The organism is Kitasatospora sp. NEAU-69 (genome assembly GCF_057158765.1).
Genome location: NZ_JBWXUE010000014.1, coordinates 116,050 through 130,326, shown reverse-complemented (window position 1 = coordinate 130,326; position 14,277 = coordinate 116,050). Strand labels below are relative to the sequence as shown.

General features: G+C 73.6%; 9 protein-coding genes and 1 tRNA gene. 9 read left to right on the top strand and 1 reads right to left on the bottom strand.

What is annotated here, in order from left to right; translation table 11 throughout:
• Positions 1 to 216: 216 nt before the first annotated feature.
• The 4 genes from tmk (at position 217) to AC060L_RS18275 (ending at position 8,070) form a co-directional block, all read left to right on the top strand.
• Positions 217 to 3,522, top strand: coding sequence for a dTMP kinase (gene tmk / locus AC060L_RS18290; protein WP_483799843.1), 3,306 nt, complete (start codon positions 217 to 219; stop codon positions 3,520 to 3,522).
• Positions 3,523 to 3,723: 201 nt separating this feature from the next.
• Positions 3,724 to 4,941: a DNA polymerase III subunit delta' gene (locus AC060L_RS18285; protein ID WP_483799931.1), complete on the top strand. Its 1,218-nt coding sequence runs from the start codon at positions 3,724 to 3,726 to the stop codon at positions 4,939 to 4,941.
• 223 nt (positions 4,942 to 5,164) lie between these two features.
• Positions 5,165 to 6,322 (top strand): alpha/beta hydrolase, encoded by a 1,158-nt coding sequence (locus tag AC060L_RS18280; RefSeq protein WP_483799842.1) that lies wholly within the window; start codon positions 5,165 to 5,167, stop codon positions 6,320 to 6,322.
• Positions 6,323 to 6,417: 95 nt separating this feature from the next.
• Positions 6,418 to 8,070, top strand: coding sequence for an alpha/beta hydrolase (locus AC060L_RS18275; RefSeq protein ID WP_483799841.1), 1,653 nt, complete (start codon positions 6,418 to 6,420; stop codon positions 8,068 to 8,070).
• On the opposite strand, the gene AC060L_RS18270 is transcribed toward AC060L_RS18275, so the two are convergent.
• Positions 8,012 to 8,665: a TetR/AcrR family transcriptional regulator gene (locus AC060L_RS18270; RefSeq protein WP_483799840.1), complete on the bottom strand. Its 654-nt coding sequence runs from the start codon at positions 8,663 to 8,665 to the stop codon at positions 8,012 to 8,014. The genes AC060L_RS18275 and AC060L_RS18270 overlap by 59 nt on opposite strands.
• A 114-nt stretch (positions 8,666 to 8,779) precedes the next feature.
• Between AC060L_RS18270 and AC060L_RS18265 the strand changes: the two genes are divergently transcribed.
• The 5 genes from AC060L_RS18265 to AC060L_RS18245 all read left to right on the top strand — a co-directional run bounded on the left by AC060L_RS18265 (position 8,780) and on the right by AC060L_RS18245 (position 14,190).
• Positions 8,780 to 9,367 (top strand): GNAT family N-acetyltransferase, encoded by a 588-nt coding sequence (locus AC060L_RS18265; protein WP_483799839.1) that lies wholly within the window; start codon positions 8,780 to 8,782, stop codon positions 9,365 to 9,367.
• 127 nt (positions 9,368 to 9,494) lie between these two features.
• A complete protein-coding gene (gene leuE, locus AC060L_RS18260) occupies positions 9,495 to 10,151 on the top strand; it encodes a leucine efflux protein LeuE (RefSeq protein WP_483799838.1) in 657 nt (218 codons plus the stop codon).
• A gap of 111 nt (positions 10,152 to 10,262) precedes the next feature.
• Positions 10,263 to 10,339 (top strand) — tRNA-Thr (locus AC060L_RS18255).
• A 438-nt stretch (positions 10,340 to 10,777) separates the two neighbouring features.
• Entirely contained in the window at positions 10,778 to 12,430 is a 1,653-nt protein-coding gene (locus AC060L_RS18250) for an RICIN domain-containing protein (RefSeq protein WP_483799837.1), read from the top strand.
• A gap of 548 nt (positions 12,431 to 12,978) precedes the next feature.
• Positions 12,979 to 14,190: an arylsulfotransferase family protein gene (locus AC060L_RS18245; protein WP_483799836.1), complete on the top strand. Its 1,212-nt coding sequence runs from the start codon at positions 12,979 to 12,981 to the stop codon at positions 14,188 to 14,190.
• The last annotated feature ends 87 nt before the right edge of the window (positions 14,191 to 14,277 follow it).

Below are 14,277 nucleotides of genomic sequence, written 5' to 3'. Positions count from 1 at the left end.
AAAGTACCCCATAGCACTCCCTCCACCCCTCCCCCCCCCCCCCCCCCCCCCCCCCCCCCCCCCCGCGGCCGTGTCCGTTGCCCGCCGGGCGACAGGCCCCACGGGCCCGGGGCCCGGCGGGCAGCACGCCGCCGGCTGCGTCACAAGCAGGTCATAGCCCGGACGCGGAACGCCATGCGCCCTTTCCGGCCATGCCCCGCCCGCTACGCTGACGGTATGACGAGCGAGGAGCAGCCCACCCCCACCGCCGAGGCCGCGGCGAGAGCCGGCCTGCCCGACCTCCCCGAGGTGGCACCCGCCGGTACGCCCGGCGAGCGGGCCCGGGCGCTGCTCCGGGTACGCGGCTACCGGCGGCTCTGGGTGACGCAGCTGATCGGCGGCACCGCCGACCGGCTGGCCTTCCTGGTGCTGCTCGCGCTGACGGTGGCGGCCTCGGCCGTGGCCGGCCAGTTCGGCGGCGGCTACCGGGGTCTCGCGGTCACCGTCGCGGTGGTCTTCGCGGTCCGGCTGGCCGCGGCCGCGCTCGGCGGCGTGGCGCTGCTCGGCCCGCTGCACACGCTGCTCGCCGACCGGCTGGACCGGCGCTGGACGCTGATCGGCGCCGACGGGCTGCGCGCGGCGCTGATCGGCGTCGCCCCCTGGTGGCTGGTCTGGGTGCACGGATCGGCGGCCACCTGGGCACTGCTCGGCACCGTCTTCGCGGCCGGCCTGGCCGAGCGGGTCTGGTCGGCGGCCAAGGGCATCACCGCGCCGGCGCTGCTGCCGCTCGGCAACCCGTACGCGCCGCAGGCCCAGCAGCGCCCGTCAGCCGGCAACCTGGACACGCTGCGCCGCATCGACATGCGCACCGGCTGGGCGACCGTCCCGCTGGCCGCGGTCGGGCTGATCGGCTTCACGCTGCTCAGCAACCTCGTCGCAGCGCTCGGCTCGCACTGGCTGCGCCAGCACCAGGTGACCTTCGCCGCGCTCGGTGCGGCCCTGCTCTTCGTGGGCTCCGCCGTGCTGCTGTACCTCCAGGAGCTGCCGCGCACCACCGTGGCGAGCAGCCCGCGCTCCCCGCTGCAGGGGCTGCGCGCGCCGACCGACGCGACGCCGGGCCCGGCGTTCAGCAAGGGCCGCACCGGCTCCGCACCGTTCTTCACGTTCGCGGTCGCCGCGGGGTACGCCTCGATGGCGGGCCTCGCCGCGCTCGCGCTGCTGACGGCCGGTGAGCACGGCGCCGGCCCGGTCGGCTACGGCCTGCTGGTGCTCGCCGCGACCGGCCTGCCCTGGCTCGGCCTGCGGCTGACCCGGGTCACGCTGCCCACGCTCTCGCGCCGCCGGCTGCTCGCGGTCGCGCTGCTCTCGATGGGCGTCGCGCTGATCCTGGCCGGCCTGGTCTTCGACTTCGTGCTGATCCTGCTGCTCACCGCGGTGGCCGGGACGGCCGCCGGGATCGTGATCGGCGTCGGCCGGGCACTGCTGGCCCAGGAGGTCGAGGAGGCCCGGCTGCCGAAGGTGACCGAGCACCTCTACGCGGTGCTGCGGATGGTGGTGGGCGCCGCGCTGGTCGTCGTCCCGCTGATCGCGGCGGCGTACGGCCAGGTCACCTACGGCAACCGGGCGCCCGGCAGCTTCACCTTCATCCACGGCGGCGCCGCGCTCGCGGTGGCCACGGCCGGCGTGCTCACGCTGGTGCTCGCGGCGCTCGTGCTGCTCAAGACGGACGACCAGCGCGGCACCGCGCCGTTCGGCCGCGAGCTGATGGCGGCGCTCAGCGCCGGCCGCGAGCTCGCCCCGCACCGGACCACCGGAACCGGCTTCTTCATCGCCCTGGAGGGCGGCGACGGCGCCGGCAAGTCCACCCAGGCCCAGGCGCTCGCCGAGTGGATCCGCAGCAAGGGCCACGAGGTGGTGCTGACCCGCGAGCCGGGTGGCAGCCCGATCGGGCAGCGGCTGCGCGCGCTGGTCCTGGACGTCGGCAACACCGGCCTCTCGCACCGCGCCGAGGCGCTGATCTACGCGGCCGACCGGGCCGAGCACGTCGAGAACGTGATCCGGCCCGCGCTCGCCCGTGGCGCCGTGGTGATCACCGACCGTTACATGGACTCCTCGATCGCCTACCAGGGCGCCGGGCGTGATCTCGCCGCCACCGAGGTCGCCCGGATCTCCCGCTGGGCGACCGGCGGCCTGGTGCCGGACCTGACCGTCGTGCTGGACGTCGATCCGACCAAGGCACGGGAGCGGTTCACCGAGGCGCTGGATCGCCTGGAGTCCGAGCCGACCGAGTTCCACGCCCGGGTGCGGGCCGGCTTCCTGGCGCTCGCGGCGGCCGATCCGGTCCGCTACCTCGTGGTGGACGGCAGCCAGCAGCCCGGTTTCGTCACCACCGCGATCCGCCACCGGCTGGACCGTGAGCTGCCGCTCTCCGAGCAGGAGAAGGCGGCCCGGATCGAGCAGGAGCGGCTCGCCCGGGAGGCGGCCGAGCGCCGCGCCGCCGAGGAGGCCCGGAAGAAGGCCGAGGCCGAGGAGGCCGAGCGCAAGCGCCAGGAGCTGCTCGCCCAGCTGCGCGCCGAGCAGGCCGAGAAGGAGCGGCTGGCGAAGGAGGAGGCCGAGCGCAAGGCGGCCGAGGCCGCTGCCAAGGCCGCCGAGGAGGCCCGGCTCAAGGCGGAGGAGGAGGCCAGGCGGCGCGCCGAGGAGCAGGCGCAGCGCAAGGCCGCCGAGGAGGCCCGGCTCCGCGAGGAGGCCGCCGAGCGCAAGCGCCGCGAGGAGGAGGCCGCCCGGCAGGCCGAGCTGCAGCGCCGGCGCGACGTGCAGCGCGAGGAGCAGCGCCGCCGCGCCGAGGAGGCGTTGCAGCGGGCCGAGGCCACCCGCCTCGCGGAGGCGGCTGCGGCGGCCGCCGCAGCGGCGAACGACGCGGCCGCGATCACGGCGGAGCTGCCGGTGGTGCCCGGCACCGAGGAGCTGACCCAGGAGATCTCGGAGCAGGACCGCCAGGCCGCCGTGGCCGCGGCGGAGGCTGCTGCGGCTGCCGCCAGGGGCGCGGCGGACGAGACGGCGGTGCTGCCGGCCGTCCCGGCCGAGGGCGCCGGGCGCGGTGAGGCTGCCGAGGCTCCCGAGGAGCGGACCGCGGTGCTGCCAGTGGTGTCCGCCGACGACACCGGGGCGGAGGACCGCACCGCGCTGCTCCCGAAGATCGATCCGGCTGGGCCCGCGCCGACCGTCGCGGCGTCCCGTCCGGTCGAGGACCGGGTGCCGCCCGGCCTGTGGCGGCCCGAACCGCCGGCCGCGTCGGCCCCGGCTCCCGCCCCGGCCCCGGCTCCTGCCCCGGCGCCGGCTTCGGCCGACTTCGACGAGCAGGTGCAGCGGCCGCGGCGCCCGTCCTGGGCGGAGGCGACGCCGATGGACGATCTGCCGAGCCTGACCGATTCGCTGCTCGGCTCCCGCGAGGAGTGGGCGCGTTGGGAGCAGTCCGAGCCCGACGGTGACGAGCCGGACCCGAGGGACGGCAAGGACGGCAAGGGCCGCAAGCGCCGCAAGTAAACCCGCTGCGGCTCCCTGGCCGCGGCGCCCGGGCCGTGACCGGTCGTCGCCGGTCATGGCCGGTCATGGCTGCGCCGGTATCGGGCGCCGGGGAGTGTCCGTACTGGGCCGTATGCTCGGGGGCGAGCCTCGCACCCGGGTCGGGTGTCCGGGTCCGGGCCGGTGAGCTCGGTCGAGTTGTGTGGAAGCGTGGGAGCAGCAGTGGCCGTCTGGGACGACCTGGTGGGCCAGGAGCGGGTGGTCGAGCAGCTGACCGCCGCCGCTCGGGCGGCCCGCGCGACCGCGCTGGCCGGGCGCGGCGGCACGCCGACGGGCGGTGGCAACGCCTCGATGATGACGCACGCCTGGCTCTTCACCGGTCCGCCGGGAGCCGGGCAGGCGACCGCCGCCCGGGCGTTCGCGGCGGCGCTGCAGTGCACCAGCCCGGACCTGGAGCTCGGCGGTACGCCCGGCTGCGGGTTCTGCGACGGCTGCCACACGGTGATGGCGGAGAGCCACGCGGACGTGAAGTTCGTCCGCAGCGACGGCCTGTCGATCGGCGTCGGCGACATGCGCGAACTGGTGCTCCGGGCGTCCAGCTATCCGACCGGCGGTCGTTGGTCGGTGATCCTGATCGACGCCGCCCACCGGCTGACCGAGTCGGCCGCGAACGCGCTGCTCAAGGGCATCGAGGAGCCGTCGCCCCGGACGGTCTGGCTGCTCTGCGCGCCGTCCGTACAGGACACGCTGCCGACCATCCGCTCGCGCTGCCGGCACCTGAACCTGCGCACGCCCGCCGCCGAGGCGGTGGCCGACATGCTGGTGCAGCGGGACGGAGTGGACCCGACCGTGGCCCGGCTGGCCGCCCAGGCGGGCCAGGGCGACATCGAGCGGTCCCGCCGGCTCGCGCTGGACGAGCAGGCCCGCACCCGCCGCCTCGACGTGCTGCGGATCCCGCTCCAGGTGGCCGACATCGGCGGCTGCCTGGCGGCCGCGCAGCGGCTGGTGGACACGGCGAAGGCGGACGCCGAGGCACTGGCCGAGACCCGGGACGCCAAGGAGACCGGCGACCTCAAGGCCGCCTACGGCGCGGCCGAGGGGCTGGGCGGCAAGGCGCCGCGCGGGATGGCCGGCGCGGTGAAGGAGCTGGAGAAGCGCCAGAAGAGCCGGGCCACCCGGACCCGCCGGGAGACGCTGAACACCGCGCTGCTCGACCTGCTCGGCTTCTACCGCGACGTGCTCGCGCTCCAGCTGGGCGCGACCGGCGTGCTCTCGAACGAGGACCAGCGCACCGCGCTGGACAAGATCGCCGCGGGCGGCCGGCCGGAGAACTCGCTGCGGCGGATCGAGGCGATCCTGGCCTGCCGGAACGCGCTGGAGCGCAACGTGGACCCGCTGCTCGCGGTCGAGGCGATGACGGTGGCGCTGCGCGCTGGCTGAGCCGTCGCGCCTCGCGGGGCGGGACAGGGAGCGGGAGCGGGCGGCGCGCGGGGCTGTCCGAGGGACCGTTGGTTCGCTCGTCCGAGTGAACCCGGCTGTTACTCCGGGACGCTCACCCGGATCGGCGGCCTGCTCTTGCACGCTTGGGGCGAGTACGCCGTGGCCCGGCAGCCCGGTGCTGATCGTTCCTAGGTGGTGCTCTGTGCTCCGTCCGCCGTTGCCCGTGCCCGTGGTCCTGCTGCTCGCGGCGGTCCCGATCCTGCTGCTCGCCTGCTGGCTGGCCCGTGGCGCGCTGCACCGCTGGCGCGGCGAGCAGGCCGCGCTGGCCTACGAGCTGGCGGCGGACCTGCGTCCCGCGCTGCTGCGCACGGTCGGCGCCGGTGTCTGCCTGGGCACCGCGACGGCGCTGGCGCTGCTCGCGGTGCTGACCGGGCACGGCGCGCTGCGGTCGGTGGCGGCCGAGGCGCCGCTGCGGGTCCTGCCGGTGGCCGAGCACCCGGTGCCCGGGGCGCCGGCCGTCGAGTCCTCGTCGTCAGCGTCGGCGCAGGCGTCGCTGCCGCCGAAGCCGGTGCCGGTGCCGGCGTTGGTGCCCGGGGCCACCCCGGCGGCCGCGCAGCCGGTGCGCTTCGAGTCGCTCTCGCACCCGGCCGAGGGTGAGCTGCTGCAGGCCGCGGTGCCCGGCGCGGACGGGCGGCCGCGCGCCGTGCGGGTCTGGCTGCCGCCGCAGTACGGCGACGACCCGGCGGCCCGCTTCCCGGTCCTGGTGCTGCACGCGGCCGGCCCCGGGCGGACGGCGGACGCCGAGCTGCCCGACGTCTTCGACGGCCTGGCCTCGGCGATCAAGCTCGGCCGGTCCCGCCCGTTCGTGGTGGTCGCACCGGCCGCGCCGACCGGCACCGAGCACCCGTGCGACCTGGTCGCGGCCGCCCCGCAGGCGCTGGCCGACGACACGGCGATCCGCACCGCGGTGGCCGGCGCGTTCCGTACGCTGCCGCCCGGTCCGCAGGGCTGGGCGGTGCTGGGCGTCGAGGGCGGGGCGCCGTGCGCGGTGGCGGCCGGTCTGACCCGCCCCGAGCTGTACGGCGCGGCGGCCGCGGTCTCCGGCCGGTACGACGCCACCGCGCTGGCGCAGGCGGCGGCCGACGCGCCGTCCGGCCCGGCCCCGCAGCTGCTGCTCGCCGCCGCCAAGGGCGACGCGGACGGGCTGGCGGCGGCCCGCCGGCTGCAGGCCGCGCTGCACGACGGCAAGGGGCAGGCGGCGCGGGCGGTGGTGAAGCTCTCCGACGTCGTGCAGGACTTCGCGCCGGACCGCGAGCGGCTGCGGCTGGTTCGCCTCGCCGCGCAGTACCTGATCGACACGCTCGGCCACCCGGCCGGCTGAGGCCGGCCAGGCCCGGGGCGCCCAGCTCGGCGCCCCGGGCCCCGTTACGCTCTGCACCGCCGGCCCCGGGCCGGCTCCCGAGGGGAGAACTCCGCATGCGCCGCTCTCAGCCCGTCCGCGCCATCCGCCGCACCATGCTGTTCCGGTCGGCGCTGTTCCGGTCGGCCGGCGCGCTGGCCGCCACCGGGCTGCTGCTCGCGGGGTGCAGCTCCGGGCACGCGCCGGCCCCGCCCGAGCACGCGTCGTCCTCCGCGGACGGCACCAGGGCCGGCAGCGCGCCGAGCGGCGGGCCGACGGCCGCGGCCGTCACCCCGCTGCAGCCGCTGCCCGAGGCGGTGCCGGCCGAGCTGGCCGGCTACTACGCGCAGCAGCTCGCCTGGCAGCCGTGCGACCGGAGCTTCGAGTGCGCCACGTTCAAGGTGCCGCTGGACTACGACCACCCGGCGGCCGGCGACCTGGCGCTGAGCGCGGTGCGCAGCAAGGCGGATGCCGGTGGTGGTGCGAAGCACCTCGGCTCGCTGCTGCTCAATCCGGGCGGCCCCGGCGGCTCGGCGGTGACGTACGTGGAGGCGGTCGCGAACGGCTACAACCCGGCCGTCCGGGCCGCCTACGACCTGGTCGGCTTCGATCCGCGCGGGGTCGGCCGGAGCAGCCCGCTGACCTGCCTGACGCCCGACCGGATGGACGCCTACGCGGCGGTCGACACCGAGCCGGCCGACCAGGCCGGCATCGACCGGCTGGTCGCGGCCGACCAGGAGTTCGCGGCCGGCTGCAAGCAGCAGGCCGGCGCGCTGCTCGGGCACCTCAGCACCGTCGAGGCGGCCCGCGACATGGACGTGCTGCGCGCGCTGCTCGGTGACCCGAAGCTCGGCTACGTCGGCAAGTCCTACGGCACGCTGATCGGCGCCACCTACGCCGGCCTCTTCCCGTCGCGGGTCGGCCGGATGGTGCTGGACGGCGCGATGGACCCCTCGCTGGACGCGCTGACCGGCAACCGCACGCAGGCCGGCGGCTTCGAGACGGCCTGGGGCTCGTTCGTGCGGGACTGCGTGGCCCGCGGCGACTGCCCGATCGGCGACAGCGAGCAGCAGGTCGGGCAGAAGCTCGACGCGCTGCTCGCCGGCCTGGACGCCGAGCCGCTGCCCGGTGACGGCACCAGGAAGCTGACCGAGGCGCAGGCGACCACCGGCGTGATCCAGGCGATGTACGCCGACGTCCTGTGGCCCTCGCTGCGCGACGCGCTCGCAGCGGCCGAGGAGGGGGACGGCGGGCCGCTGCTGAAGCTCTCCGACTCGTACTACGAGCGCGGCAGCGACGGCTCGTACCCCAACCTGATGTACGCCAACATGGCGGTCAACTGTCTCGACCTGCCGGCGGCGTTCGGTTCGCCGGCCGAGGTCGCCCGGGCGCTGCCGGACTTCCGGCAGGCCTCGCCGCACTTCGGGCGGGACATGGCCTGGATGGCGCTGGCCTGCGCGTACTGGCCGATCAAGCCGACCGGCGCCGCGCACACCGTGCGGGCGGACGGCGCCGAGCCGATCGTGGTGGTCGGCACCACGCGGGATCCGGCCACGCCGTACGCCTGGGCGCAGTCGCTGGCCGGCCAACTGGCCTCGGGCCGGCTGCTGACCTACGAGGGCGACGGTCACACCGCGTACGGCCGGCACAACGACTGCGTGGACTCCGCGGTCAACCGGTACCTGCTGGACGGGACGGCGCCGGAGCAGGGGCTGCGCTGCGCCAAGTGAGCTCGCCCAGGGACAGGTTGATCAGCCAGTCGTCCAGCAGCCGGATCTGACGATCCGCCGGGAACTCCTCGGGGGCGATCAGCGCCTGCACGATCAGGCCGAGCGAGAAGGCCTGGGCGGCGGCGGCAAGGTCCGCGGCGGGGGATTCGGCGGGGAGTTCGCCGCGTCGCTGGGCGGCGGCGATGTGTTCGGCGATCCGTACCCGGGAGCGGCGGTAGCGCTCGGCGTGGTCGGTGGCGAGCTCGGGATCGGCCAGCGCGACGTCCCAGGAGCCGACCCAGATCCGGTTCGCGGCGGCGTCCGCCGGGGTGAGCGGCAGCACGTCGAGCAGCGCGGTGCGCAGTGCGGCCAGGCCCTCGGCGGGGGCGGTGCGGCGCGGGCGCTGCTCGGACCGCTCGGAGAGGATCTCCAGCGCGGTGGCGAGCAGGGCCCGCTTGTTCGGGAAGTAGTGCGTGAGCAGTCCGGTGCTCGCGCCCATCTCGGCCGCCACCGCGCGCAGGGTGAGTCCGCCGAAGCCGCGCTCGGCGAGCACTCGCCAGACGGCCTCCGAAACATCGCGGCGGCGGGCGTCATGGTCTCCACGGGCTGGCGTCATGGCGCTATGGTACCTACCAAACGTTTGTTACGTACTGCTCGGGTCGCCTCCTGAGCGGTATCCGTATCCGTATCCGTGCCCGCATCCACATCCGCATCCGCGAGGAGCCGCCCGATGTTCGCGATACCGCTCTCCGACACCCTGCCCGCCGAGCTTCGCCCGCTGGAGCCCTGGCACGCCGAGGAGTTCCTGGCACACATGGATCGGGCCCGGGCCAACCTGGACCAGTTCATCGGCTTCGCCGCGCTCACCACCGACCTCGCCTCGGCGCAGAGCACCCTGCAGGGCCTCGCGGACAAGGCCGCCGCCGACACCGCCCGGACCTACGGCATCTGGCTGGACGGCACGCTGGTCGGCGGCGTGATGTTCCCGCACTTCAACGCGAAGCAGGGCGTCGCCGAGATCGGCGTCTGGGCCGAGCCGGCCGGCGAGGGCCTCGGCCTGATCTCGGCCGGGGTCCGGCACCTGATCGAGTACGCGCTGGTCGAGCGCGGCATGCAGCGCGTCGAGTGGCTCAGCAGCACCCTCAACGCGCGCAGCCGGGCGGTGGCCGAGCGCGCCGGCATGCGGCTGGACGGCGTGCTGCGCTCGTACTACCTGAACAACGGGGTCCGGCACGACAAGGAGGTCTGGTCGCTGCTTCCCGAGGAGTGGCTGGCCTCCCCGCAGCGCGCCGAGCTCAAGGCCGGGCACAAGGGCTGACCCGGTCGTCGGCAGCCGGCCCACGGCCCCCGGGCCCACCGGTCGGCTGCCGACTCCTATTCGGTTTATTCGCTCCGCCCGTTACGATGATCGGCCCTCTCCTGCCGACCAGCTGACGGAGTCCGCCATGCTCGGAGTCACCGACCTCGCCACCTATGCGCTGGGCGCCCTGGTGATCGTCCTGCTACCCGGCCCGAACTCGCTCTACGTCCTCTCGGTCGCCGCCCGCAAGGGCGTCCGCACCGGCTACCGCGCCGCAGCCGGCGTCTTCCTCGGCGACTTCACCCTGATCACCCTCACCTCGCTCGGCGCCGCCTCGCTGCTGCGCACCAACCCGGCCGTCTTCACCGTCGTGAAGTTCGGCGGCGCCGGCTACCTGCTCTGGCTCGGCCTCAACATGCTCCGCTCGGCCCGTGCCCTGTGGCGCGAGCACCACGCCCCCGCCGCCACCGAGGACCCGGCTGCCGAACCCACCGCCGACGCCGAGCGCCCGTTCCGCCGCGCCCTGGTGGTCAGCCTGCTGAACCCCAAGGCGATCCTCTTTCTGCTCTCCTTCTTCACCCAGTTCGTGGACCCGCACTACGGCGCCCCGGTGCTCTCCTTCGCCCTGCTCGGCGGCATCCTGCAGTCCCTGAGCTTCCTCTACCTCACCGCGCTGATCTTCGCCGGCACCTCCCTGGCCGCCGCCTTCCGCCGCCGCAAGCGCCTCTCGGCCGGCCTCACCAGCGGCGTCGCCCTCCTCTTCGCCGGCTTCGCCGCCAAGCTCGCCACCTCCTCCAGCTGACCCCTCCAGCCCCACCCGCCCCACCTTGGTACGGAGCACCGGGTAAACCTGTGTAGACTTGCCCGCGTTGCCGACACCAACCGCGTCTCGCGGATGATGCCCGGCAGTGGTGCCGCCTTAGCTCAGTTGGCCAGAGCAACGCACTCGTAATGCGTAGGTCTCGGGTTCGAATCCCGAAGGCGGCTCCATGGAAAACCCCAGGTCAGATCTCTGACCTGGGGTTTTCGCGTTTCGATGACCATGGGAGTCGGGCACTTGGGCTCGATGTACTGCCATGCGTGGGTCGGCGAGCGGAACTCTCGGGTGTGCCGCCGCCCCCTGCCCGGCGACGTGATCGTCGGCCGGTGCGTGGGGGCCCGACGAAATCTTCGCGGTGCGGGGCAACCTTTTCGGGGGCGGTGACAACTGGGTGGTGTCCGGACAGGCGGTCTGGTCAGAGGCAAAGGCTGAAAGCGAGCATCGACATGTTCCCTCGCCCATCCACGTCGCCGGAGGCGTCGCCTGGCGGCCGCGCCCGCCGTGGTCGTGCGTCGTCCCGCTCGGCTGACTCGGGGCAGCGGCAGACGCATCGTCGCCGTCGGTTGTACCAGCGTCGGAGTCTCTGGGCGACCGTCGGCCTGGCGGTCGTGGGCGGTTCCGTGGTCGTGGTCAACACGGCCTCGGCGGGAACCGTGAACACGAGCGCCTGGTACGTGCTGGTCAACCGCAGCACCGGCGAGGTGCTGGACGACCTCGGCTCCGCGACGTACGACGGTGCTTCGGTGGTGCAGTGGAGCAGTAACGGCGGGACCAATCAGCAGTGGAAGTTCATCGACTCGGGTGACGGGAACTACCGGCTGCAGAACCGGAACTCCGGCAAGGTGCTGGACGACTACAACTGGTCGAAGAGCGAAGGCTCCGAGATGGTGCAGTGGAGCGATCTGAACGGCGCCAACCAGCAGTTCCACGTGACGAATTCGTCGGGCGGCTACGTGCGCCTGATCAACCGCTTCAGTGGAAAGGCCGTTGAGGTCCCGGGCGGCGCCAAGGCCGACGGGAGCCACATCGCCCAGTTCCACGACTGGGACGGCCCCCAGCAGCAGTGGCAGCTCGTCCCGGCCGACAGCGTCAGCGGCACCGGGAGCGGGGGGAGCTCCGGCAGCAGCGCCGCGCCCACCACGCCTGCTGCGCCCAGCACGCCGGCCGCGCCGGGCGGCGGCTCGGCGAAGAGTTTCATGGGCAGTAACACGGTGCTCCTCGGCGGCTCGATGACCGACGCCTCGGCGAACGCCGCGCCGTTCGACGTGCGGTACGCCTACGTGCACAGCCAGCCCGCGCCCTCGTCGGACTACTACTCGGCATCGCTCTGCAAGGCCGCCTGGTCGAGCTGGTGGGGCTGCTGGAGCGGCGAGACCACGGCGCCCGGCTTCTACGTGACCTGGAACGACGACCACGTGACCAAGGTGACGTACCAGGGCAAGCCGCGCCCGCAGAAGAACTTCTGGACCTGGTACTCGCTGCGCGACCTCGGAGACATGGCGGGCCAGGGCGACGGTCCGGGCGAGGTCATCGCCATCAACAGGGCCGACCTGCTCACCCGCTACATGAACGACTACCGCTTCTTCCTCCAGAAGATCGGCAACTCGCAGGACATGATCGACATCGAGCCCGACTTCTGGGGCTACGTCCGGTCGCTCGGCAATCCGCACCAGATCGCCGCGCAGGTCGAGGCCGCGAATCCGACGGACTGCGGATCGCAGGAGAACAGCGCCGTCGGCCTGGCCCAGTGCCTGATAACGATGGCGCACAAGTACGCGCCGAACACGGGCGCCGGGTTCCACCTCACCTGCTGGGACTGGCAGAGCAACATGCAGGGATGCGTCAAGGACTACTCGGCCCTCGGGGCGAAGAACGCCGACTTCCTGGTCGCCGACGTGGTGGACCGCGACGCCGGCTGGTACGCGGTGCCGGCGAACGGCGGGCGTGACACCTTCTGGAACGACCAGAAGGCCGCTGCCGCGCTGGGGTGGTACAAGACGATGGCCGAGTCGGTGGGCAAGCCGGTGGTCCTCTGGCAGATCCCCCTGGGCAACATGGCGCAGAACAACACCTTCGGCCACTACAAGGACGACAAGGTCGACTGGTTCCTCTCGCACATGGATCAGGTGGCGAACGCGCACGTCGCCGCCCTCCTGTTCGGCCCGGGGCAGCAGGAACAGACCACGGTCGAGTCCGACGGCGGAAACCTGATCAACAAGACGATCGCGTACCGCAACTCGGGTGGCACGCCGCTCAAGTAGCCACACGCAGCTGGTCGGCCCACCCTTCGGCGGGGCCGTGTTCATCCCCCGGTCGGCACCGGCCGAGCACTTCTCGGCCGGTGCCGACCGGCTGCCGTCGGACACCGTGCAGGGCCTCGCGTTCCGCTGGGTGGACTCTGTTACTCACGATGCGGACAGGCTTTGACGGCGGGTGGTGGGGGCCGCTACTTTCCCCGACATGCAGCAGCGTGGCTTTGCCCTGACGACCCGCGGTCATATCGACCTCCTGCGGGTCTGTTCCGCTGCCTGTCGCTCTTGCTGAGAGTCCTCACCTCGCGAGAGTCCGGTCGCCTCTGACGGGATCCGCCCAGCCCCGCCCAACGGTGTCGGGGTGGCGCCGCTCTCGTCGGCCCCTTTCATCTGCGTCATCTGCGTGCCGCTGACGGCAGCCGCGCGCGAATCCAACATTCCTCTGGGCGCGTGCAGTTGACGTGCGCGGCGGCAGCCCTGCGGGCTGTCGTGCGTCGTCGTGCTTCGGCGTGCGCCAACGGCTTCGGGCTCGGCTTCGGGTCTGACGAAGGGTCATCATGCGAAAGAACAGCTGGGCTGTGCGTACGTCGGCGGTGGCGGCGACCGTGGCGGTGGTGGGCGGGCTGCCGGCGACCGCCGCCTCGGCGACGGGTGGTCTGCCGTTGCCGCCGGTGACGGTGCTGACCGACCGGGCGGGGGCCGGTGGCGGGGACATCTTCATCGCGCCGTCCTCGCAGACGAGTCAGTACGCCAGTGGCGTCGAGATCCTCAGCCAGGACGGGCGGAAGACCGTCTGGTCGCACGCGGTGCCCGCCGGGCAGACGGCGGCGGACTTCAAGAAGCAGACGTACCACGGCAAGCCGGTGCTGACCTGGTGGCAGGGCAGTGGGCTCGGCGGGCTGGCCGATGGCGTGGACTACATCTACAACGACCGGTACCAGAAGATCGCCGAGGTCAGGGCCGGGAACGGTGACGCGACCGACGGCCACGAGTTCCTGATCACGCCGCAGAACACCGCGCTGGTGCTGTCCTACGCCGAGAAGACCGCCGATCTGACCTCCATCGGCGGCCCCGCCGACCAGAAGGTGATCGACGGGATCGTGCAGGAGATCGACATCCGCACCGGCAAGGTCCTGTTCCAGTGGGACAGCGCCGACCACGTGCCGTACGCGCAGAGCGAGCAGCCGCTGCCGGCCTCGGCGAGCACGCCGTGGGACTGGTTCCACATCAACGCCGTCAAGCCGGACGGCAACGGGAAGTTGCTCGTCGATGCCCGCAATACCTGGACCACGTACGAGGTTTCGCGGACGACGGGCCGGACAATCTGGCAACTCGGCGGCAAGGCCAGCTCGTTCGAGCCGGTCGCCGCGCCCGGTCAGGTGCTGAACAACGCCGGGCGGATCTTCGCCTGGCAGCACGACCCGCAGCCGCTCGGGGACGGCCGGTACACGTTCTTCGACAACGAGTCGGCGGGCGCCGCGAACACCGGGTCCGGAGCGGTCAGCGAGCTGCCGTACAGCCGGGTGGTGACGGTGCAGTTGGACGTCCGGACGCACCGGGCGACGCTGGTGGACTCGGTCGACCAGCCGGAGGCGCTCAGCGCCTCCTCGCAGGGAAACGCGCAGCCGTTGCGCGGCGGGGACCTGGTGGTCGGCTGGGGTTCGCTGCCCTACGTCTCGGAGTTCAGCCGGTCCGGCAAGCTGCTGTTCAACGCCGAGTTCCCGGCCGGGGTGAACACCTACCGGGCCTACCGGTTCGACTGGAAGTAGTCGAGCGGCAGGGAGCTGGAGGGGGGCGCCCCGTCCGGGCGTTTGGGCCTGTGGGACCCGCCTACACCAGATCCCCGAGGTGGGTGG